Source organism: Pseudomonas sp. PS01297 (assembly GCF_029959305.1).
Lineage (GTDB): Bacteria > Pseudomonadota > Gammaproteobacteria > Pseudomonadales > Pseudomonadaceae > Aquipseudomonas > Aquipseudomonas helleri.
On sequence record NZ_JASCPQ010000056.1, the window covers coordinates 14548 to 36078 of the forward strand.

General features: G+C 59.3%; 24 protein-coding genes. 9 read left to right on the top strand and 15 right to left on the bottom strand.

Annotated features, from left to right (window positions below; all coding sequences use genetic code 11):
• Nucleotides 1–67: 67 nt before the first annotated feature.
• The 4 genes from QMX84_RS16770 to QMX84_RS16785 form a co-directional block, all read right to left on the bottom strand.
• Nucleotides 68–1321, bottom strand: coding sequence for a pitrilysin family protein (locus tag QMX84_RS16770; RefSeq protein ID WP_282364305.1), 1254 nt, complete (start codon nucleotides 1319–1321; stop codon nucleotides 68–70).
• A 180-nt stretch (nucleotides 1322–1501) separates the two neighbouring features.
• Nucleotides 1502–2110 carry a 16S rRNA (guanine(966)-N(2))-methyltransferase RsmD gene (gene rsmD / locus QMX84_RS16775; protein ID WP_282364306.1) on the bottom strand — a complete coding sequence of 203 codons (609 nt, stop codon included), beginning with the start codon at nucleotides 2108–2110 and terminating at the stop codon, nucleotides 1502–1504.
• Nucleotides 2110–3600 carry a pitrilysin family protein gene (locus QMX84_RS16780; RefSeq protein ID WP_282364307.1) on the bottom strand — a complete coding sequence of 497 codons (1491 nt, stop codon included), beginning with the start codon at nucleotides 3598–3600 and terminating at the stop codon, nucleotides 2110–2112. The genes rsmD and QMX84_RS16780 overlap by 1 nt, the downstream gene beginning before the upstream one ends.
• The gene (locus QMX84_RS16785) at nucleotides 3593–4948 is read right to left on the bottom strand and encodes a pitrilysin family protein (protein WP_048370991.1); all 1356 of its coding nucleotides are present in this window, start codon (nucleotides 4946–4948) and stop codon (nucleotides 3593–3595) included. The genes QMX84_RS16780 and QMX84_RS16785 overlap by 8 nt, the downstream gene beginning before the upstream one ends.
• A 356-nt stretch (nucleotides 4949–5304) precedes the next feature.
• On the opposite strand from QMX84_RS16785, the gene ftsY reads away from it, so the two are divergent.
• From ftsY to rpoH, 4 genes are all read left to right on the top strand, one after another.
• Nucleotides 5305–6768: a signal recognition particle-docking protein FtsY gene (ftsY, locus tag QMX84_RS16790; protein ID WP_282364308.1), complete on the top strand. Its 1464-nt coding sequence runs from the start codon at nucleotides 5305–5307 to the stop codon at nucleotides 6766–6768.
• Nucleotides 6765–7436: a cell division ATP-binding protein FtsE gene (gene ftsE, locus QMX84_RS16795; RefSeq protein ID WP_282364309.1), complete on the top strand. Its 672-nt coding sequence runs from the start codon at nucleotides 6765–6767 to the stop codon at nucleotides 7434–7436. The genes ftsY and ftsE overlap by 4 nt, the downstream gene beginning before the upstream one ends.
• Nucleotides 7433–8458 carry a permease-like cell division protein FtsX gene (gene ftsX / locus QMX84_RS16800; protein WP_282364310.1) on the top strand — a complete coding sequence of 342 codons (1026 nt, stop codon included), beginning with the start codon at nucleotides 7433–7435 and terminating at the stop codon, nucleotides 8456–8458. Before ftsE ends, ftsX begins: the two co-directional genes overlap by 4 nt.
• A 112-nt stretch (nucleotides 8459–8570) precedes the next feature.
• On the top strand, nucleotides 8571–9425 hold the full coding sequence (gene rpoH, locus QMX84_RS16805; RefSeq protein WP_048370987.1) for an RNA polymerase sigma factor RpoH: 855 nt from the start codon (nucleotides 8571–8573) through the stop codon (nucleotides 9423–9425).
• Between the two features lie 227 nt (nucleotides 9426–9652).
• Here rpoH and mtgA read toward each other — a convergent pair whose 3' ends face one another.
• A complete protein-coding gene (mtgA, locus tag QMX84_RS16810; protein ID WP_282364317.1) occupies nucleotides 9653–10378 on the bottom strand; it encodes a monofunctional biosynthetic peptidoglycan transglycosylase in 726 nt (241 codons plus the stop codon).
• Nucleotides 10379–10455: 77 nt separating this feature from the next.
• On the opposite strand from mtgA, the gene QMX84_RS16815 reads away from it, so the two are divergent.
• The 4 genes from QMX84_RS16815 to trmB all read left to right on the top strand — a co-directional run bounded on the left by QMX84_RS16815 (nucleotide 10456) and on the right by trmB (nucleotide 12692).
• A complete protein-coding gene (locus QMX84_RS16815) occupies nucleotides 10456–10827 on the top strand; it encodes a DUF423 domain-containing protein (protein WP_262126156.1) in 372 nt (123 codons plus the stop codon).
• Nucleotides 10828–10907: 80 nt separating this feature from the next.
• On the top strand, nucleotides 10908–11108 hold the full coding sequence (gene thiS, locus QMX84_RS16820; protein ID WP_048371198.1) for a sulfur carrier protein ThiS: 201 nt from the start codon (nucleotides 10908–10910) through the stop codon (nucleotides 11106–11108).
• A 57-nt stretch (nucleotides 11109–11165) separates the two neighbouring features.
• Complete coding sequence (locus QMX84_RS16825; RefSeq protein WP_048370981.1) at nucleotides 11166–11960, top strand: thiazole synthase; 795 nt, start codon at nucleotides 11166–11168, stop codon at nucleotides 11958–11960.
• Nucleotides 11961–11969: 9 nt separating this feature from the next.
• The gene (gene trmB / locus QMX84_RS16830) at nucleotides 11970–12692 is read left to right on the top strand and encodes a tRNA (guanosine(46)-N7)-methyltransferase TrmB (protein WP_048370979.1); all 723 of its coding nucleotides are present in this window, start codon (nucleotides 11970–11972) and stop codon (nucleotides 12690–12692) included.
• 44 nt (nucleotides 12693–12736) lie between these two features.
• Here the strand turns inward: trmB and QMX84_RS16835 are convergent, their stop codons facing one another.
• The 10 genes from QMX84_RS16835 to QMX84_RS16880 all read right to left on the bottom strand — a co-directional run bounded on the left by QMX84_RS16835 (nucleotide 12737) and on the right by QMX84_RS16880 (nucleotide 20414).
• A complete protein-coding gene (locus QMX84_RS16835) occupies nucleotides 12737–13570 on the bottom strand; it encodes a DMT family transporter (protein WP_282364311.1) in 834 nt (277 codons plus the stop codon).
• A gap of 200 nt (nucleotides 13571–13770) precedes the next feature.
• Nucleotides 13771–14097 (bottom strand): DUF3392 domain-containing protein, encoded by a 327-nt coding sequence (locus QMX84_RS16840; RefSeq protein WP_019409176.1) that lies wholly within the window; start codon nucleotides 14095–14097, stop codon nucleotides 13771–13773.
• Between the two features lie 9 nt (nucleotides 14098–14106).
• Nucleotides 14107–15321 carry a radical SAM family heme chaperone HemW gene (gene hemW / locus QMX84_RS16845; protein WP_282364312.1) on the bottom strand — a complete coding sequence of 405 codons (1215 nt, stop codon included), beginning with the start codon at nucleotides 15319–15321 and terminating at the stop codon, nucleotides 14107–14109.
• Nucleotides 15318–15914 (bottom strand): RdgB/HAM1 family non-canonical purine NTP pyrophosphatase, encoded by a 597-nt coding sequence (gene rdgB, locus QMX84_RS16850; protein WP_048370975.1) that lies wholly within the window; start codon nucleotides 15912–15914, stop codon nucleotides 15318–15320. The genes hemW and rdgB overlap by 4 nt, the downstream gene beginning before the upstream one ends.
• On the bottom strand, nucleotides 15911–16333 hold the full coding sequence (locus QMX84_RS16855; protein ID WP_282364313.1) for a DUF4426 domain-containing protein: 423 nt from the start codon (nucleotides 16331–16333) through the stop codon (nucleotides 15911–15913). Before QMX84_RS16855 ends, rdgB begins: the two co-directional genes overlap by 4 nt.
• 25 nt (nucleotides 16334–16358) lie before the next feature.
• The gene (metW, locus tag QMX84_RS16860) at nucleotides 16359–16979 is read right to left on the bottom strand and encodes a methionine biosynthesis protein MetW (RefSeq protein WP_048370967.1); all 621 of its coding nucleotides are present in this window, start codon (nucleotides 16977–16979) and stop codon (nucleotides 16359–16361) included.
• A gap of 7 nt (nucleotides 16980–16986) precedes the next feature.
• On the bottom strand, nucleotides 16987–18126 hold the full coding sequence (locus tag QMX84_RS16865) for a homoserine O-acetyltransferase (protein ID WP_048370965.1): 1140 nt from the start codon (nucleotides 18124–18126) through the stop codon (nucleotides 16987–16989).
• A gap of 152 nt (nucleotides 18127–18278) precedes the next feature.
• Complete coding sequence (locus QMX84_RS16870; protein ID WP_282364314.1) at nucleotides 18279–18866, bottom strand: YggT family protein; 588 nt, start codon at nucleotides 18864–18866, stop codon at nucleotides 18279–18281.
• Nucleotides 18867–18877: 11 nt separating this feature from the next.
• Complete coding sequence (gene proC, locus QMX84_RS16875) at nucleotides 18878–19696, bottom strand: pyrroline-5-carboxylate reductase (RefSeq protein WP_282364315.1); 819 nt, start codon at nucleotides 19694–19696, stop codon at nucleotides 18878–18880.
• A 31-nt stretch (nucleotides 19697–19727) separates the two neighbouring features.
• On the bottom strand, nucleotides 19728–20414 hold the full coding sequence (locus tag QMX84_RS16880) for a YggS family pyridoxal phosphate-dependent enzyme (RefSeq protein ID WP_262126614.1): 687 nt from the start codon (nucleotides 20412–20414) through the stop codon (nucleotides 19728–19730).
• 57 nt (nucleotides 20415–20471) lie between these two features.
• On the opposite strand from QMX84_RS16880, the gene QMX84_RS16885 reads away from it, so the two are divergent.
• Entirely contained in the window at nucleotides 20472–21461 is a 990-nt protein-coding gene (locus tag QMX84_RS16885) for a type IV pilus twitching motility protein PilT (RefSeq protein WP_282364316.1), read from the top strand.
• Nucleotides 21462–21531 lie beyond the last annotated feature (70 nt).

Below are 21531 nucleotides of genomic sequence, written 5' to 3' on the forward strand. Positions count from 1 at the left end.
GAACAGGTTGGATCAAGGCGGGTACTGCAAGGCGGTATATAGGTAGCGCGCCTGGGTTAATCGGGTATCAGACGTCTCGCGGCAGGCTGTGTGCGACGCTCAGGCGCTCGGGGCTGAAGTACGTGTTGGCCACGCGCAGGATGTCATCTGCTGTGACGTTGTGGATTTGCTCGGCCTCACTGTCGATCAGCGCCCATGGCAGGTCGATGGCGGCCAGGTTGCCCAGGATCGAGGCTTGTATTTCGAGGGTGTCTTGTTCTTCCAGGCTTTCAAGGGCCTGCTGTTGGCCGTACTTCAAAGTCTCGGCATCCAGTGCATGGGTTTTGAGTGATTCCAGCAGTTGTTTGATTTGCAGCTCTACCTGTTGCACCGACAGCGAGGTGTCTGCGCTCAGGGTGGCGGCCAGCAGGAAGAGGTCATCGTTGCGGCGATAGGCCGGAAGACGGCTGATCACGCTGTCCAGCGTGTGCTTGTCTTCAGACAAACGCAGTGGCAGCCATGCCTGCGGGCCTTTGGTCAGCAGGGCGCTGATGACTTGCAGGGCGCGGATATCGCCGATGGCGCCCGGGGTTGCGAGGCTTGGCGTGTTAAAGGCCATTTGCAGCCGTGGCAGTGGCGTATCAAGACGCTGAACCAGCCTGCGTTCCTCGCCTGTAAACGAATGTGCGGGCTGCTCTGCCGTGGCAAAACCTTCGAAAGGTGTGAGATCGGCAAACAGGTGCTGGATCAGCGGCTGGACGTCATCGAGCGCTATATCGCCTGCAATGACCAGAATCGAGTTGTTCGGCGCGTAGCCTTCTTCATGCCAACTCAGCACGTCGGCCACCGTGATGCGTGCAAGGTCGTCGGCATTACCGAATTTGTACACGGTGCGTGCCTGGGGAAAAATCAGCTCCTCGAATGACGGGGTAATCCAGTAATCGGAACTGAAGTACGGTTCGCCTTCTTCGAGCTTCTGGGTGTGCTTGATGCCTTTATCTAGGCGCTCTTGGGAGAGTGTTTGAGGCTCCATTCGGGCGGCAAGCAATTGCAGCACGGTGGCAAGCTCGGCACTGGGTGCTTCGAGGCTGTAGGCACTGAGGTGGTAATCGATCCAGCCATTGGCAGTGGCGCCGATTTTTCGCTCAAGGTCTTTGTCCTTGAAGGTCGCGCCACCGGCCAGGTACGCCAGCCCGCGCTGGTTTGCGTGTTCATGGTCGGTGCCCGCCTTGTGGAACAGCGAGGCGCAGATGCCTGGCGTACGGTGGTCCTGGCGCAGGATCACCTGCAGGCCGTTATCCAGTGTGTAGGCGTGAGTGGGTTTTTCAGCAGTAATGGTCATGTTTCACATTCCGTTGTTTTTGAACACGCCAGCCGATGTGCGGAGGCACACGGGGCGAATGATCAGTGAGAACGGACAGAATGCGATGGCGCAGGGCGCGGGGTGCGGTACATAGATAGAGCAAGGGTGTGTGCAATCGTTGCCGTAATGCGCGGCAACGATTGCACAGATCAGCGGTTGTTATTGCGCTGCGGGTGCCTGAACCGCATCGCGCTGCCACAGGGCGTAGTTCACGCCCCCGGCTTTTTGCTCGCGGTGCAGGCGCCAGTTGCCGGGCAAGCCCAACTCGGACGGGCGCAGCTCGCTTTCGGTGTAGATCCAGGCGTCATCTGTCAGCCAGCCGCGCTGCTCCAGCAGGTCGCAGGCAGGCTTGAGCAGTTCTTTGTTGAACGGCGGGTCGAGGAACACCACGTCAAAGGTGTCACTCGGGGTCGCGTCCAGGTAACGCAGGGCGTCGGTTTGCTGCACCTGGCCGGTGGTGCAGCTCAAGATGCCCATGTTTTCGCGGATGTTGGAGATGGCCTCACGGTTGCTGTCCAGAGCCAGGCCCTTGGCCGCACCGCGTGACAGGGCCTCCAGAAACAGTGCGCCGCTGCCGGCGAACACGTCCAGTACCCTGGCGCCCTGAATGTACGGCGCGAGCCAGTTGAACAGCGTTTCACGAACACGGTCTGGCGTTGGGCGCAGACCTTCTACATGGGGGAAGTCGAGTTTGCGACTGCGCCATTCCCCGGCAATGATGCGTAATTGACCTGCACCTGAGTGCGATGTGTTTTTTGGCTTTGCCATTAATGCTCCGGAACCCCAAGAGGTTGCTCTGAAGGTTTGTCGGTAGGAGGTGGCAGTGGTTTTTGCGGCACGGTTGGGCCGGCGGTCACTACGACCATTTTGTCGGCGCTCAAGTGCTTGCTCATGGCGTTCTTGACTTGCTCGGTGGTCAGATTCTGGGACTGCTCGCGGAGTTTTTCCAAGTAGTCCAACGGCAGGTCATAGAAGCCTATCGCGCCCAGTTGGCCGACGATGGCGGCGTTGCTGGCGGTCGACAGCGGGAAGCTGCCGGCAAACTCACGCTTGGCATCGTCGAGTTCTTTTTGTGTCGGGCCGTTTTTCAGGTAATCAGCCAAGATGTCTTCAACCAGTTTGAGCGTGCCCTCGCTCAATTCGGCACGGGTTTGCAGATTGATCTGGAACGGGCCGCGGGCCTCCATCGGGCTGAAGTTGGAGTACACGCCGTAGGTCAGGCCGCGTTTTTCACGCACTTCGGTCATCAGGCGCGTCCCGAAGCCACCACCACCCAGAACCTTGTTGCCCAGCAGCAGCGCAGGGTAGTCAGGGTCATCGCGGCCAACGCCCAGTTGGGCCAGCAGCAAGTGAGTCTGCTTGGACGGGAACTCGATGTGGTTGACGCCTGCTTTGGGCTCAACCGGCTCTGCGATCTTGGCCACGGCCGGGCCTTTTGGCAGGGCTGCTGACACTTGCGACGCCATGGCCTCGGCCTCGGCACGGGACAGGTCGCCCACAATCGCAATCACCGCGTTACCTGCGGTGTAGGTCTTGTTGTGGAAGGCCTTGATCTGATCGAGGGTAATGGCCGAGATGCTTTGCGCAGAGCCATCTGTCGGGTGGGCGTACGGGTGGTTGCCGTACAGGCGGCTGAACAGCTCATTGCTGGCCAGTTTGCCGGGGTTTTGCTTCTGGACTTCAAAACCGGCCAGCAGCTGGTTTTTGATTCGCGCCAGCGAGTCGGCCGGGAACGTGGGTTTACCCACCACTTCAGCAAACAGATTGAGCGCCGGGGTGCGTTTGTCTTTATCGCTCAAGCTGCGCAACGAGGTGATGGCCATGTCGCGGTAGGCGCCATTGCCAAACGCTGCGCCGAGGCCTTCAAAGCCTTGAGCAATGGCGCTGACGTCTTTGCCGGCCACACCTTCGTTAAGCATGGCGTTGGTCAGCACGGCGATGCCTGGCGTGTTGCCATCCTGGCTGCTGCCCGCCGCGAAGGTCAGGCTCAGGTCGAACATCGGCAGTTCCCGGGCTTCGACGAACAGCACTTTGGAGCCTTCGGCGGTTTGCCAGGTCTGGATGTCCAGCTTGCGGTTGGTCGGCGCCTTGCCGTCGAGTTCTGCCAGAGACTCAAGCTTGCGCTCGGTTTTGGCTGAATCCAGGGTTGGGCCGGCAACCGATTCGCTCGGGCTGATGAAGGAGTAGCCGAGTGCACCCACCAGAACCGCCGTGGTCAGGGCGAGCAGGGCGAAGCGTGGACCTTTACGCTCACTCATGGGTTTTCTCCTCGGGCAGTACGTGCGCAACGCTCAGACGGTCGCGAGTGAAGTAGGTGCGTGCGGCCTGCTGAATATCGGCCGGGGTGACTTTTTGCAGGTCAGCCAGCTCGCTGTCCATCAGCTTCCACGACAGGCCAACGGTTTCCAGTTGGCCAATCGAGGTGGCCTGATAGGTAATGGAGTCGCGCTCGTACACCAGGTTGGCAATCACTTGAGCGCGCACACGCTCCAGTTCTTCGGCTGACGGCGGGGTCTTTTTCAGGTCGTCCAGCAGGCGCCAAACACCGGCTTCGGTCTGGGCCAGGGTGACTTTTTTCTGGCTGTTGGGCATGGCTGTAATCAGGAACAGGCTGTCGCCACGGGTGAAGGCGTTGTAGTTGGACGAGGCGCCCGACACCAACTCCTCTTTGCGCTCAAGTTGCGAGGACATGCGCGCGCTGTAGCCGCCGTCCAGCAGCGCCGCGATCAGGCGCAGCGCGTTGGCGCTGAGCGGGTCTTTGGCGGTTGCGATACTTGGCACGTTGAAAGCCATCATCAAGCTTGGCAACTGAGTCTGCACGTTGATCTTGAGCAGGCGCTCGCCGGGCGTGGCCAGTTCAAGCGGCACTTTGGCAATCGGGATGTCACGCTTTGGCACCGGGCCAAAGTAGCGCTGGGCCAGGGCTTTGACTTCATCCGGGGTCACGTCGCCGACCACCACCAGGGTGGCGTTGTTGGGGGCGTACCACTCTTCGTACCAGGCGCGCAGTTCTGCAACGTTCATGCGCTCCAGGTCAACCATCCAGCCGATGGTAGGCGTGTGGTAGCCGCTGGACGGATAAGCCATGGCGCTGAAAATTTCGTACGCCTTGCTCATCGGCTGGTCGTCGGTGCGCAGGCGACGTTCTTCTTTGATCACCTCGATTTCGCGCTTGAACTCTTCAGGCGGCAAACGAAGGCTGGCCATGCGGTCGGCTTCGAGCTCAAAGGCAACGCCCAGGCGGTCGCGGGCCAACACCTGGTAATACGCGGTGTAGTCATCGCTGGTGAAGGCGTTTTCCTGGGCGCCGAGGTCGCGCAGGATCAACGAGGCTTCACCGGGGCCAACTTTATTGCTGCCTTTGAACATCATGTGCTCAAGGGCGTGGGACAGGCCGGTTTTGCCGGGCGTCTCGTAACTGGAACCGACTTTGTACCAGACCTGCGATACCACCACGGGTGCGCGGTGATCTTCGCGCACGATGACCTTCAGGCCATTGTCCAGACGGAACTCATGGGTGGGTTGCGCATCGGCAGCAAAGGCCGATAGCGGGAGCAAAACGGTGCTGAGCAACAGGCCAGCAGCGCAGCGGGCGAGATGATTCATTCGTTTTTAAACCTGTTGGGCTGCCCGCTTGGCCTTAGCGTCTGCGGGGGAGGAGGTGCTAGGATACTGATCCGTTTTACTGGCGGCCACGCCTATCAAGCCCACCATGATCAGACAACCTGTGATCGGGCAGTATAGGAGCCGACTTGGAAGTGTGGATGTATCCCGGTAAATTTCCTTTTTTTGCCGTATTTCCCGTTCCATGTCCGAGATAAGACGAAGTTATAGAGGTGTTTCTTTACACCTTGAATAAGCTGTGTGCGAACGAGCTGACAAAATAACAGTCTTTTTCACACCGAATATTATTTGCCGGGGCGCCACAGTGGCGCTTCGCTACGATGAGATAGCCGTCCTCCATGTTTGGTTCCAACGACGACAAGAAGAACCCAGCTGCGGCTGGCGAGAAGAAAGGCCTGTTCGGATGGCTGCGCAGAAAACCGCAGGAAACCGTCGTTGAACAGCCAGCGCCTGCGCCTGAAGTCACCCCCGAGCCGTTGATCGAAGCCACGCCGGTGGTGGTCGAGCCCGTGCCAGAAGTGGTCGCTGCCCCTGTGGTTGAAGCGGCCAAACCTGAGCCATGGCCGCCGTTGCCGGTGCCCGAGGAGCCGGTTGCCCTGGTCGAAGACGTGGAAGCGCCGCACATCGTGCCGCCGATTCCAGAGCCAGAGCCAGAGCCAGAGCCAGAGCCAGAGCTTGTGGTTGCGGTGGTTGAAGTCGTTGAGCCGGTGCTTGAGGTGGTTGAAACCCTGCCTGAGCCTGAGCCTGAGCCGGTTGCTCCAGCTCCAGCTCCCGCGCCTGTTGCCGCTCCGGTTGCCGTGGTGGCTGCACCTGCACCTGCGCCCGTGATCGAACCGCCTGCGCCGACGCCTGCTCCTGTGGCAGAAGCCAAAGTCGGTTTCTTTGCCCGCCTCAAACAAGGTTTGTCCAAAACCAGCGCCAGCATTGGCGAAGGCATGGCCAGCCTGTTCCTAGGCAAAAAAGTTATTGATGACGACCTGCTGGACGAAATCGAAACCCGCTTGCTGACGGCCGACGTGGGCGTTGAAGCGACCTCGGTGATCATCAAAAACCTGACGCAGAAGGTCGCGCGCAAGCAACTGACCGACGCCGACGCGCTGTACAAGTCGTTGCAGGACGAGCTGGCCGCCATGCTCAAACCGGTTGAGCAGCCGCTGAAAATCGAAGCCCGCAACAAGCCGTTTGTAATTTTGGTGGTCGGCGTCAACGGTGCGGGTAAAACCACCACCATCGGCAAACTGGCGAAAAAACTGCAACTGGAGGGCAAAAAAGTCATGCTGGCGGCCGGTGATACCTTCCGTGCGGCAGCGGTCGAGCAGTTGCAGGTCTGGGGCGAGCGTAACCAGATCCCGGTGATCGCCCAGCACACGGGCGCCGACTCGGCCTCGGTGATTTTTGACGCGGTGCAAGCTGCCAAGGCGCGGGGCATCGATGTGTTGATCGCCGACACCGCCGGTCGTCTGCACACCAAAGACAACCTGATGGAAGAGCTGAAAAAAGTCCGCCGGGTGATCGGCAAGCTCGACGAAGAAGCCCCGCACGAAGTGCTGCTGGTACTCGACGCCGGTACCGGGCAGAACGCTATCAACCAGGCCAAGCAGTTCAACCAGACCGTGGCCTTGACCGGCCTGGCGCTGACCAAGCTCGACGGCACGGCCAAAGGCGGGGTGATCTTCGCCCTGGCCAAACAGTTCAACATTCCGATCCGCTTTATCGGCGTCGGTGAAGGCATCGATGATTTGCGTACCTTTGAGTCCGAACCTTTTGTTCAGGCTCTGTTTGCGGAGCGGGAGCGTCCATGATTCGTTTCGAGCAGGTCGGTAAACGCTATCCAAATGGACACGTGGGCCTGCACGAGCTGAGCTTCCGGGTCCGGCGCGGCGAGTTTTTGTTTGTCACCGGCCACTCCGGCGCGGGCAAAAGCACGCTGTTGCGGCTGTTGCTGGCGATGGAGCGCCCTACCAGCGGCAAATTGCTGCTGGCGGGCCAGGACCTGAGCCAGATCAGCAACACGCAGATTCCCTTTTTGCGTCGCCAGATCGGCGTGGTCTTCCAGAACCACCAACTGCTGTTTGATCGCACGGTGTTCAACAACGTCGCGCTGCCGTTGCAGATTCTGGGCTTGTCCAAGCCGGAAATCGCCAAGCGCGTCGACTCCGCGCTGGACCGCGTGTCGCTGTCGGACAAAGCCGAGCTGTACCCCGGCGACTTGTCCACCGGCCAACAACAACGCGTCGGCATTGCCCGAGCCATCGTCCATCGTCCAGCCTTGCTGCTGGCAGATGAACCTACCGGCAACCTCGACCCGCGTTTGGCGGCGGAAATTATGGGCGTATTTGAAGACATCAACCGTTTGGGTACCAGCGTACTGATTGCCAGCCACGACCTGGCACTGATCGCGCGTATGCGCCACCGCATGCTGACCTTGCAGCGTGGCCGATTGATTGGCGACGGGGAGGCCGGACAATGAGTGCCACTCGCAGCCCCAAGGTGTCCGAGCGCGTGGCACCCAAGGCGGCCGATCCACAGCCGCCGAAAAAGAAAAAACACGACGAAGACGATGGCCCCAGTTTTGGGATGTTGTTCCACGCCTGGGTAGAGTCGCACCGCGCCAGTCTGCTCGACAGCTTGCGCCGCTTGGGCAAGCAGCCGATTGGCAGCTTTTTTACCTGCTTGGTGATGGCCGTCGCCCTGAGCTTGCCGATGGGCTTGTCGCTGTTGCTGAGCAACGTCGAGCGCCTGGGCGGTTCATGGCAGCGCGCTGCGCAAATTTCGCTGTACCTGCAAATGGACGCCAGCAACTCGCAGGGCGAACAATTAAGCAATCAGATAAAAGGTATGCCGGGGGTCGCGGACGCTGAATTCATCAGCCGCGAAAAGGCCCTGGATGAGTTCCAGCAGCAGTCTGGCTTGGGCGAAGCGCTCAAAGAGCTGCCGGACAACCCGTTGCCGGGCGTGGTGCTGGTGACCCCCAATGAGGTCGATAAAGCCACCCTTGAGGCCTTGCGCGAACGACTTTCCGAGTTGCCGAAAGTGCAACAGGCGCAACTTGATCTAGTCTGGGTCGAACGCTTGGCGGCGATCCTCAAGCTGGGTGACCGTTTTGTGTTTGGTTTGACCGTTTTGCTGGTCTCGGCGTTGCTGCTGGTGATCGGTAACACCATTCGTCTGCACATCGAGAACCGTCGGATCGAAATTGAAGTGATCAAGCTGGTCGGTGGTACAGACAGCTACGTGCGTAGGCCGTTTCTGTACATGGGCGCGCTTTACGGGTTTGGCGCCGGGATTCTTTCCTGGGGGGTGTTGGCATTCGGTTTGAACTGGCTCAACGACGCGGTTGTCGGGCTGGCGGGATTGTATGGCAGCGATTTTGCGCTGGCCGGAGTGCCGGTAGCCGATGGTCTGTCGCTATTGCTTGGCGCGGTGCTGTTAGGGTATATCGGTGCATGGATTGCAGTCGCACGTCACTTACGTGAGCTTTCGCCTAAGTAAATGCTTTTTACATGTTGACCTTTTCAGCTTTTTTCGGAACTTTTTTCACAGTTTCCGGTCAACTTTCGCAGTGCTGAACTGCACGAGTTATGTGAGACGGAGGTTTATTCGTATGACCACTTCTTTGCAACCTGCGTATGCGTTGGTCCCTGGTGCGAACCTGGAGGCCTATGTCAACACGGTGAACAGCATTCCACTGCTGACACCTGAGCAGGAGCGTGAACTGGCCGAGAGTCTCTACTATGAGCAGGATTTGGGGGCGGCTCGGCAGATGGTGCTCGCCCACCTGCGTTTTGTTGTACACATTGCCCGTAGTTATTCGGGTTATGGCCTGGCTCAGGCAGACCTGATCCAGGAAGGTAACGTCGGCCTGATGAAGGCGGTCAAACGCTTCAACCCCGAAATGGGTGTGCGTCTGGTGTCGTTCGCCGTGCACTGGATCAAGGCAGAGATCCACGAGTTTATTCTGCGTAACTGGCGGATCGTGAAAGTCGCGACCACCAAGGCTCAGCGCAAACTGTTCTTCAACCTGCGCAGCCAGAAAAAACGTCTGGCCTGGCTGAACAACGAAGAAGTCCATCGCGTGGCTGAAAGCCTGGGCGTAGAGCCTCGCGAAGTGCGCGAAATGGAAAGCCGCCTGACCGGTCAGGACATGGCTTTTGATCCGGCAGCAGAAGCTGACGACGACAGTGCATTCCAGTCGCCAGCCAACTACCTGGAAGACCACCGGTACGACCCGGCGCGTCAACTGGAAGATGCTGACTGGACCGACAACTCCAACACCAACCTGCACGAAGCGCTGGAAGTGTTGGACGACCGTAGCCGTGACATTCTGTATCAGCGCTGGTTGGCTGAAGAGAAAGCCACGCTGCACGACCTGGCACAAAAGTACAACGTGTCTGCAGAGCGTATTCGTCAGCTGGAAAAAAGCGCGATGAACAAGCTCAAACTCTCGATCGCCGCTTAACGCGACTGTCAAAAAAACGCCCCGATCTGATCGGGGCGTTTTTGTTAGTGGGCAAATACCCTGTAGGAGCGAGCTTGCCTCGCGATCTTTTGATCTTGATCTAAGACGCCTCTCACAACGCCTCTCCCGAAGGAGAGGGAACCGATTGGGGGATGCTAGAGATAGTCGGTAGCCTGTTTGCTGCGCGACAGCGCGGCGTCGAAGACGGTGCGGCAGTTCCAGTTGGTTTACTCCGCCCAAGGCTTATCGCTGCGGGAGGTGTTCAGGGTGGTGAGGTAATTGTCGCCGCCCAATTGGCGCATTTGCTGGCGAATCCAGGCAGCGCGGCTGGCCACGTAGGGCGTCGGGTGGCTGGCGCTCCAGTTGCGCGGGTTGGGCAATACGGCGGCCAACTGGCTGGCCTGCTGGCGCGAGAGGTTTTTGGCGTCGACACCAAAGTGATGCTGCGCCGCGGCCTGTGCGCCAAACACGCCTTCATCCCATTCAGCGCTGTTGAGGTACACCTCAAGGATCCGCTGCTTGGGCCACAACAGCTCAATCAGCCCGGTAAACCAGGCTTCGAGCCCTTTGCGCAGCCAACTGCGGCCCGACCACAAAAACAGGTTTTTCGACACCTGCTGGCTCAGCGTGCTGGCGCCGCGCACCGTACCGCCCTTTTCGTTATGCACGAACGCCGCCCTGATGGCGCTGAAGTCAAAGCCCCAGTGCTCGGCGAATTTCTGATCTTCGCCCGCAATCACTGCGACTTTCAGCTCGTTGGAGATGTCATCCCAGGGCCGCCAGCTGCGTTGCAGGTCAATGGGCTGACCGTCGAACCACGACTCAACCTTGCGTTCGGCCATCAGCGCGGTGCCCGGCGGCGGTACCCAGCGGAAAATCAGCACCAGCAACGCACTGCCCGCTGCAAACCACAGCAGGGCTTTAAGGACGCGATGTAGAAGATTACGCAGCATAGATGGCTTGGCCGAACCCGTTGAGCGGGCCATTATACAGACCCTGCGCTATTCGATGACCCTGAAGGGAGTGAACCATGTTGCGTGTTTTCCTGATGTTGGCCGCCTTTTTTGGCTTTACCGGCGTTGCCCTCGGCGCATTCGCGGCCCATGGCCTGAAAGGCCGCTTGAGTGAGCAATACCTGGCTATTTTTCATACCGGTGTGACCTATCAACTGGTCCACGCCCTGGCCTTGATCGGCGTTGCGCTGCTGGCAACGCACCTGCAAAGCCGACTGGTGACCTGGGCCGGTATCTGTTTTGCGCTGGGCATTGTGCTGTTCTCCGGCAGTTTGTACGTGCTGACAATGACCGGCATCAGCAAGCTGGGAATGATCACCCCCATCGGCGGCCTCGGCTTTTTGGCGGGCTGGTTATGCCTGGGGCTGGCCGCTTGGCGCGTTAGTTAAGTCTGTAGGACGAATGGCTTGGGTCGCCCTGACTGATCGGGCTAGAATGCTGACCCCTAAAAATGATGGCAGCGTCGCGCATGCACATTCAGTTGAACGGTGAATCCTTTGAACTGCCGGACGGCGAGACCGTCGCGGGCTTGTTGGCCCTCCAGGAACTGACAGGCCGTCGTGTCGCCGTCGAGCTTAACCTGGACATCGTGCCGCGCAGCCAGCACGGCGAAACGGTGCTCAAAGAAGGCGATCAGGTCGAAGTGGTTCATGCCATCGGTGGCGGCTAGTCAGCTTGCCCCGCTTCACACCTGTCCACAGTGCACACAATTAGAAGAGGATTCCCGATGAGCAATGTTCGCAGCGACAAGCCTTTCGTGTTGGCCGGCCGTACGTACCAGTCGCGTTTGCTGGTAGGCACCGGCAAATACCGTGACCTGGAAGAAACCCGTCTGGCCATCGAAGCCTCGGGCGCAGAAATCGTCACCGTCGCTGTGCGTCGCACCAACATCGGGCAAAACCCCGGCGAGCCGAACCTGCTCGACGTGTTGCCGCCAGATCGCTACACCATCCTGCCGAACACCGCCGGTTGCTACGACGCGGTTGAAGCCGTGCGTACCTGCCGACTGGCCCGTGAGCTGCTCGACGGCCACAACCTGGTCAAACTCGAAGTGCTGGCAGACCAGAAAACCCTGTTCCCGAACGTGATCGAAACCCTCAAGGCCGCCGAAGTGCTGGTCAAGGACGGTTTTGACGTGATGGTGTACACCAGCGATGACCCGATCATCGCCCGCGAGCTCGAAGCCATGGGCTGCATCGCGGTCATGCCGCTGGCGGGCCTGATCGGCACGGGGTTGGGCATCTGCAACCCGTACAACCTGCGGATCATTCTGGAAGAAGCGAAAATCCCGGTGCTGGTGGACGCGGGCGTAGGCACTGCCTCCGACGCCACCATCGCCATGGAAATGGGCTGCGAAGCCGTGCTGATGAACTCAGCCATCGCCAACGCCCAGCATCCAATCATCATGGCCGAAGCCATGAAGCACGCCATTGTGGCGGGCCGTCTGGCGTATCTGGCCGGGCGCATGCCGAAAAAACTCTATGCCAGCGCCTCCTCGCCGCTGGATGGTCTGATCAAGTAAGAGCCACTGATGACTGAATCACTCGACACCCCAACCCTGGAAGAAGGCGACGACCGCCAGCACCGCCGCATCAAGAGCTTTGTGATGCGTGCCGGGCGCATGACCGAAGGCCAGCAACGCGGCCTGGATCAAGGCGCGCCGCTGTACGTACTGCCGCTGGCCGATGCGCCGGTCGATTACGACCAGGTGTTTGGTCGCTCGGCCCCGCGCACCCTGGAAATCGGCTTCGGCATGGGTCACTCCCTGCTGGAAATGGCGGCGGCTTCGCCTGAGCAAGACTTCATCGGCGTCGAGGTTCACCGTCCGGGTGTGGGCGCGCTGCTCAACGGCGTGCTGACCCAAGGCCTGACCAACCTGCGGGTATACGACTGCGACGCGATCGAAGTCCTGACCCGCTGCGTGGCTGACAACAGCCTCGACCGCCTGCTGCTGTTCTTCCCGGACCCATGGCACAAGAGCCGTCACCACAAGCGCCGCATCGTCCAGGCATCGTTTGCCGAACTGGTGCGTTCCAAGCTGAAAGTGGGTGGCGTGCTGCACATGGCGACCGACTGGGAACCGTATGCCGAGTACATGCTGGAAGTCATGAACGTCGCGCCGGGTTACCGCAACCTGGCCGAAGACGGCCAGTGCGTCCCACGCCCGGCCGAGCGCCCGGTGACCAAATTCGAACGCCGTGGCGAACGTCTTGGCCATGGCGTGTGGGATTTGAAGTTCGAGAAGTTGGCGTAAGTACTTATTAGAGTGCCGGTCTCCCCCTGCTTGGAGGCCGGTTTCTAAGCCAGACGTAACGTGATTGCCCCGATTGCAATCACGCATACGGACACACAACGCACGACCGTGATGTGTTCTTTCAGAATCAGCCATGAGATGACGGCTGAGAACAAAATTGATGTTTCACGCAGCGCGGCCACGACGGCTACGGGGGCCTGGGTCATTGCATATAAGGCCAGCCCATAAGAAACCAGAGTGCCAAGACCTCCGACAGCACCCAAGTGCCAATTGAGCCACAGATAGTGACGCGTCTGCGACCATTGAGTGAGTGTTGCCCAGCAGCCAATAGATGCGCCAGTAATCAAAAATATCCAGAGCGTGTAAGACGCTGGTGCTGCGGATAACCGTACGCCAATACCATCGACTAATGTGTAGCCGCTAATAACCAAGGCGTTTAATAGCGCGAGTATTAAACCTTCCCGACTCTTTTGCCCCCCGCTCCAGAGCATTATTAAAATACCCGAACAGATAATACAGACACCCAGCCAAGCAGGGCTGGACAAGGTTTCGTCGAGGAAAAGGGTACCGGCGAGAGCAACAATAAGCGGTGCCGCACCGCGCATTATTGGATAAGTTTGGCTCATGTCTGCAATGCGATAGATCCTTGCGACCAGTGCAAAATAGACGATTTGCAGTGCTGCAGACAGCGCAATATAGGGCCAGCTTTCTGGGCTTGGGGAAGGAAGAACAGGCAATAAAACAACAGCCCATAGCGCCGCTGAAGCGGTCACCAGCACCATGGTTAATACCGTGTTTTTGCCAGCTTTAACAATGGCGTTCCATGACGCGTGTAGAACGGCGGCTACGAGGACTATTTCAAATACCGTTAGTGACATAACTAAAGCCCGTGACTGCGTAAATTACGGAAGTTTGTCTGTTTCAGTAGTGCTCTTTAACTTTGGTCATGGCGTATGGGATTTGAAGTTCGAGAAGTTGGCGTAAAAAACGCAATCCTCTGTAGGAGCGAGCTTGTCTCGCGATCTTTTAAAAGATCAAAAGATCGCGAGGCAAGCTCGCTCCTACAGGGGGGGCGGGGTTATCCGCGGCGATCTGCGACTACGCCGATCAACACCAGTACCACCAACAACACCGGCGCAAGGCTGTAGTTGTTGAATTGGCTCAGGCCGCGCTCAACCCATGGCGTGGCGTAGATCAGGGCGGCGCCGCTGCCGATCAGGCACAGCAGGGCCATCAAGGGAACGCGCAAGGCACCGGCGATGCTGCCCAGACGCTGTTCAACCCACCCTTTAAAGTCCGCACCAAACAGCACCAGCAGGCAGCCAATCAGGGCCAGGGATATCTCGGAGAGATGGCTGCGGCTCCAGCGTGACACGGTGGCAAGCAGGTCAAGTACCAAGTCCATTCGCGTTCCTTAGATCAGAAAGTGCTGTAACAAGTCGTTGAGAAACAACTGCCCTCGGGCGGTCGCCGCCAAGCGTGTCGGTTCGACCTGCAATAAGCCGCTTTGTTCTGCCGCCTGCCGTCCCTCATTCAAACTCTCAATAGGCAAACCGGTGCGCTGCGGGTAGAGCGATGAGTCGACGCCGTCGGTAAGACGCAAGGCGTTCATTAGAAACTCAAAAGGTAGCTCTTCCGCTGTCAGGGTTTTCTCACCGGCTTGAAAGTTTTTGGCTGGATTGAGGTAGTCCTTTGGAAGACGGGTCTTCCAGGTGCGGACAATTCGGCCATCAGGGTGGCTCAATTTCCCATGAGCGCCAGCGCCAATACCGATAAAGTCGCCAAAGCTCCAGTAGTTCAGGTTGTGCCGCGCCGGGCGACCCGGCTGGGCGTAGGCCGACACTTCGTACTGGGCGTAGCCGTGTTCGGCGAGCAACGCCTGGCCCGCTTCCTGGATGTCCCACAAGGTGTCGTCTTCGGGCAAATCAGGCGGCTTGTTCCAGAACACCGTGTTGGGTTCCAGCGTCAGTTGATACCACGACAGATGTGTCGGTTTGAGGGCAATGGCCTGGCGCAGGTCGCTCAGGGCGTCTTCCAGGCTCTGATCGGGCAAGCCGTGCATCAAGTCGAGGTTGAAGTTATCAAAGCCCGCCTGACGCGCCATCCCGGCGGCGCGCACGGCTTCGTCACCGTTGTGGATACGCCCCAGCGCCTGGAGTTTTTCTTGCTGAAAACTCTGGATGCCAATCGACAGACGATTGATCCCCAGTTGGCGATAGGCCACAAACTTTTCTTGCTCAAATGTGCCGGGGTTGGCTTCGAGGGTGATTTCGATGTCGCTGGCAAACGGGATGCGCGCTTCGACCCCCTTGAGCAAGCGGCCCAGCGCCTGGGCACTGAACAGGCTCGGCGTGCCGCCGCCAAAAAAGATCGAGCTCAGCTCGCGGCCATAGATCGCGTGCAGGTCTTGATCGAGGTCGGCCAGCAGCGCGTCGACGTATTCTTCTTCGGGCAGCACCGGGCTTGCAGTGTGCGAGTTGAAGTCGCAGTACGGGCATTTGCGCACGCACCACGGAATATGGATGTACAGCGACAGGGGTGGCAGTTGCGTCAGCGGCGCGCGCGGCGCCTGCTGAGTAAAGCCAGCCGCACCCAGATAGAGCGGCTGTGAAGGGGTGTCATGGGTCATTTCAGGCCCAAACGCTGACGCAGCAAGTCCATGGCGCGGGCGCGGTGGCTCAACTGGTTTTTCTCGGCCGGGCTGAGTTCAGCGCTGGAGCAGTTGCGCTCCGGCACCCAAAACAACGGGTCGTAACCAAAACCGTGCTCGCCGCTGGCCGCGTGCAGGATGCGGCCGTGCCACAAGCCTTCGCAGATAATCGGCAGCGGATCGTCGGCGTGACGCACCAGCGCCAGCACGCACACAAATTGCGCGCCGCGCTCGGCTTCTGGCACGTCTTTTAAGGCGTCGAGCAGCTTGGCGTTGTTCGCCGCATCGCCTTTGCCGTCGGCATAACGGGCCGAGTAGATGCCCGGTGCGCCACCGAGAAAGTCCACTGCCAGCCCCGAGTCGTCTGCCAGTGCCGGCAAGCCCGAGATACGTGCCGCGTTGCGCGCTTTAAGAATCGCGTTTTCAACGAACGACAAGCCGGTTTCATCCGGCTCAACGCTGCTGAATTCTCCAATCGAGCGCAACTGCACCGACTCGCCGAGCATGGCCTGAAGTTCTTTGAGTTTGCCGGCGTTGTGGCTAGCCAAAACCAGTTGCGTAAGGTTAATCATTGGAGCGGAGCGACCTCTTGGGAAAATTCGATGTCTTTGGTTTCGCCGTTGACCTTGAGCTCAATGGCGAACACATAGACTTTAGCGGGCTGGACCGGGAACTGGGCGAAGTAATCAATCGCCCCCTGGTCATTGATCACCTGTTTGAAGGTGAGCGGTTTAGCTTTTTTATCACCGGTTTCGCGGTAAGTGCCCTTGATCGTGCTGGCTATTTTTTGATCATCTTTGGACAGGTTGAAGTTCAGCGCTCCAAGTTGCTCACTGCGTTGCAGGCCGTACCTGGCGGTGATCTCAGGGCTAAGGAAGTTGGTCATGAAGGCGTTGTAGTTGACCACGGTGCCGCCCACCTGGGTGGCCCCCGCAGCCATCGCCTGAGCGGCGAAGCACATCGACAGCAGCAGTAATCCAATCCGTCCCATAGCCTTTCTCCTTGTGAACCCTGATTTAAACCGCGATTTGATGATCCTGCAGGCCAGGACTGCTGACACGGTAAATGCCAATCTCACCCAACAGGTTAGGCCATAACTTACTCGCCCATCCGTGCCGGTGTTGTTGATCTACAGCAAGGCGGTTGATCACGCGGGCTTCGCGCTCACGGCACAGCTCTTCAAAGTCTTCGAAGGTGCAGAAGTGAATGTTAGGCGTGTTGTACCAGGTGTACGGCAGAAACTCGGAAACAGGCATGCGGCCTTTGCTGGCCAGATACCAGCGGCAACGCCAGTGACCGAAGTTCGGGAAGGTGATGATGCACTGGCGTCCGACGCGCAGCATCTCGTCGAGGATCCGGTCAGGGTAGTGCACCGCTTGCAGCGCCTGGGTCATGACCACGATGTCAAAGCTGTTGCTGGCAAAGTTGCCCAGCCCTTTGTCCAGATCTTGCTCGATCACGTTGATGCCTTTGGCCACGCACTCGGCGATGTTGTCCGGGTCGTTTTCCAGGCCGTAGCCGGTGACTTGCTTGTTGTCGCGCAGCCAGCTCAGCAGTTCGCCATCACCACAACCGAGGTCGAGTACGCGGCTGCCAGCGGGGATCCAGTCTTGGATGATTTCCAGGTCGGCTCTCATGGCGTTCTCACAGGTCTATTCGGTTCATGTAATTGCTGAAGGCTTGCAGGTAGCGCGGGATCGGAATCAGGAAGGCGTCATGGCCTTGGGGTGCATCGATCTCGAGGTAGCAAACGTCTTTTTTCGCCGCCATCAGCGCATCCACCAGCTCACGCGAGCGCGCAGGCGAGAAGCGCCAGTCTGTGGTGAACGACATCACGCAAAAGCGAGCCTTGGCCCCGGCAAAGGTTTTGGCCAGGTCGTCGTTGAAGTTGGCGGCCGGGTCGAAGTAGTCCAGCGCCTTGGTCATCAACAGGTAGGTATTGGCGTCGAAACGCCCGGAAAACTCCTCACCCTGATAGCGCAGGTAGCTTTCTACCTGGAACTCGACGCTGTGGAAGTCGTAGTTGAGGTTTTCGTTCTTCAGGCCACGGCCGAATTTTTCGCCCATGGAGTCATCGGACAGGTAAGTGATGTGCCCGACCATGCGCGCCAGCATCAGGCCACGCTTGGGGATCACGCCTTGTTCCTGGAACGAGCCGCCGTGGAACTCAGGGTCGGTGAGGATGGCCTGACGCGCCACTTCGTTGAACGCGATGTTCTGCGCGGACAATTTAGGCGCCGAAGCAATGGCCAGGCAATGGCGCAGGCGATCCGGGTAGCTGATGCTCCACTGCAACGCCTGCATGCCGCCCAGGCTGCCACCGATTACGGCGGCCCACTGGTTGATGCCCAAACGGTCGGCCAGACGGGCCTGGCTGTGCACCCAGTCTTCCACTGTCAGCACCGGGAAATCAGCGCCAAACGGGCGGCCGGTTTCGGGGTTGAGGCTGCTCGGGCCGGTAGAGCCATTGCAGCCGCCAAGATTGTTGAGGCTGACCACAAAGAACTTATTGGTGTCGATCGGCTTGCCGGGGCCGATGCAGCTGTCCCACCAGCCGGGCTTGCGCTCGTCGGCACTGTGGTAACCGGCGGCATGGTGATGCCCGGAAAGCGCGTGGCAGATCAGCACGGCATTGCTGGCCGTGGCATTGAGCTGGCCATAGGTTTCGTAAATCAGATCATAGGCAGGCAGTGAACGGCCACAGGCTAACGCCAGCGGTTCGCTGAAGTGCGCGATTTGCGGCACGACCAGACCAACGGAATCGGGGGGAAAGGCAGCTGGCATTGACCCTGCTCTCATTCAAATGAGGCGTAAGTCTAATGAGCGGGGGGCAGAGCGGCAAGCAATGCTCAAACCTCTGTAGGAGCGAGCTTGTCTCGCGATCTTTTGATGTTTTAAAAGATCGCGAGGCAAGCTCGCTCCTACAGGTTTTTTCGTTAGATCAGGCCGAACAGCACGACCGGCATGCCGACGTACATCGCCAAAGGCGGGATGACGTAGCTTTGCAGCAACTGGATGACCATGAACGCCAGAATCGGCGAGATATCCAGGCCGCCCATGCTCGGCAGAATACGGCGGAACGGAGCCAGGGCAGGCTCGGTGATCTGGTTAACCAGCTCAGCGGCCGGGCTGGCGCCGCCCGGTGCAACCCACGAGAGGATCACGCTGATGATGATGGCGAAGAAGAACACCTTCAAAAACAGCGTAAACACGCCGATCAACGCCCAGGCCAGCAGCCCGAGAATGTTGAAGGACATGTAGCTCAGCGTCAGGACCACGGCGAAGATCACCATCTGCACCAGAATGGCCAGCACCAACGACGACATGTCCAGCCCGAACAGGCTCGGGATCACGCGGCGCAAAGGCTTGAGCAGCGGTTGGGTGGCTTTGACGGTGAACTGGCACAACGGGTTGTAGAAGTTGGCCCGTACCAATTGCAGGATGAAACGCAGCAGCACGATCAGCAGGTAGAGGCTACCCAGGGTTTGAATCACGAAAATGGCAGCGCCATTAAGTCCAGACATCATGTGCTCCTTTATTGACCCAATTGTTCGGCCATTTCGGCCGAGCGGTGCGCGGCGGCACTCAATGCTTTTTCGACGATGGCTTCAAAGCCGTCTGCCTGGAACGACTTGATCGCCGCTTCGGTGGTGCCCGCGGGTGAGGTCACCCGGCGGCGCAGCTCAGCCGCGTCGATGCCGCTGGATACGGCCATGTGGGCAGCCCCCAGCGAGGTGTGTTGCGCCAGTTGTTCGGCCACTTCACGGGGCAGGCCGAGCTTGACGCCAGCGGCGGTCATGGCTTCGATCAGCAGGAAGAAATACGCCGGGCCGCTGCCCGACACGGCGGTTACTGCGTCGATCTGCGCCTCAGTCTCGACCCACACCACGATGCCCACGGCAGAGAGCAGATCGTCGGCTTGCTGACGCTGTTCGGCGGTCACCGACTCCGTGGCGAACAGGCCGCTCACGCCCTTGCCCAGCAAGGCCGGAGTGTTTGGCATGCAGCGAACCAGCGGCTGTGCGCCGACCCAGTTCAGCAGGCTGGCGCTGGTGATGCCGGCGGCTACCGACACCAACAATTGATGCGGCTTGAGGTGTGGACGCAGGTCCAGGCACACGGCCTTCATGGCTTGCGGTTTGACCGCAATCACAATCACGTCAGCGTCTTGCACGGCCTGCGCGTTGTCGGCGAACACCTCAATGCCGTGCTCGGCCGCAACCTTGGCCCGGGTCTCGGCGCCGGGGTCGCAGGCACGGATCTGTGCAGCATCCAGACCTTTGGCCCGCAGGCCGCCGATCAGGCTGGAAGCCATGTTGCCGGCCCCGATAAAGGCAATACGCGTTTTGCTCATAACCGATCCTTATAAAAGTTGGGCGAGTGTCTCAAGCCTGGCCGTAATCGCGGGCGCCAAATAACGCGGTGCCGATACGCACCCACGTCGCGCCTTGGGCAATGGCCGACTCCAGGTCGTGGCTCATGCCCATGGAGAGTGTATCGAGCCCCATGTTCAGGCTTTGTTGCAATGATCGTACCTTGGCAAACGCGGCGTCTTGCTCGGCGCGCACCTCGGTGGGTTCCGGAATCGCCATCAAACCGCGCAACGTCAAACGTGGCAATGCCTGGATTGCCGCCGCCAGGGCTGGCAGGTCCTCGGGCGTGCAGCCTGACTTGCTGGCCTCGCCGCTGACATTGACCTGAATGCAGAGGTTGAGCGGGGGCAAGTCGGCCGGGCGTTGTTCCGAGAGGCGCTGGGCAATCTTCAAGCGGTCTACGGAATGCACCCACGCAAAATGCTCGGCGATCTCACGCGTCTTGTTCGATTGAATGGGGCCGATGAAGTGCCAACTCAAGGGCAGGTCGGTTAATTCGACCTGTTTGGCACGGGCTTCTTGCAGATAATTCTCGCCAAAATCGCGAATGCCGGCGGCGTACGCCTCGCGCAAGGCGGCTGCGGGTTTGGTCTTGCTGACCGCGAGTAAGTGAATGCTCGTTACATCACGTTGCACAGCCTCTGCCGCTGCACGGATACGTGCCTCAACCTGAGCAATGTTGCCTGCTATCGTGGACATTCAATTAAGCCCGCCGTTGTAAAAGTCTGCGGCATTCTACTGGAATTGGGAGGGGGTATGGATATCGCCGACCTGTTGGCGTTCAGCGTCAAACACGGGGCATCAGACCTGCACCTGTCAGCGGGCGTGGTGCCCATGCTGCGGGTGGACGGGGAAATACAACGTAGCGACCTGCCAGTGCTGACCCCGGTCGCAGCGCGTGAACTTATCCACAGCGTGATGAATAGCGCACAGCGTTCAGCCTTTGAATCCGCCCACGAAGCTGATTTTTCATACGCAGTGCCCGGACTGGGACGCTTTCGGGTCAATGCCTTTGAGCAGCAGCGCGGAGCCGGGGCGGTGTTTCGCAGCATTACGGCGCAAGTCCCCAGCCTGGAAGGGTTGGGGCTGGGTGAGGTGTTTAAAGGGCTTTGTGGCCTGTCACAGGGGCTGGTGCTGGTTACCGGCGCGACGGGCTCAGGCAAGAGCACCACATTGGCCGCAATGATTGATCACATCAACGCGACCCGCCAACAGCACATCCTTACCATCGAAGACCCGATTGAGTACCTGCACGCGCCCCGCAAGTGCCTGATCAACCAGCGCGAAGTGCACCGTGACACCCACAGCGTGGCAGCGGCGCTACGGTCGGCGCTGCGTGAAGACCCGGACGTGATCATGCTCGGAGAACTGCGCGACCTGGAGACCGTCCGCCTGGCGCTGACGGCGGCAGAAACCGGGCACTTGGTGCTGGCGACATTGCACACCGCATCAGCGGCCAAAGCCGTCGACCGCATCATTGACGTGTTCGCGGCCGATGAAAAGGCCATGGTGCGCACGATGCTGTCTGAGTCACTGCAAGGGGTGATTGCGCAAACATTGGTCAAACGTGCGGGGGGAGGACGGGTCGCGGCGCACGAAATCATGCTGGCCACGCCTGCGATTCGTAACCTGATCCGGGAAAACAAAGTGGCGCAGATGGTCTCGGCGATCCAGACCGGCGCGGCGGCAGGGATGCAGACACTGGAGATGAGCCTGAAGCGGCTGAAGGAAAACGGCTTGATATAACCGTGTAGGAGCGAGCTTGCCTCGCGATCTTTTAAACAGTCAAAAGATCGCGAGGCAAGCTCGCTCCTAC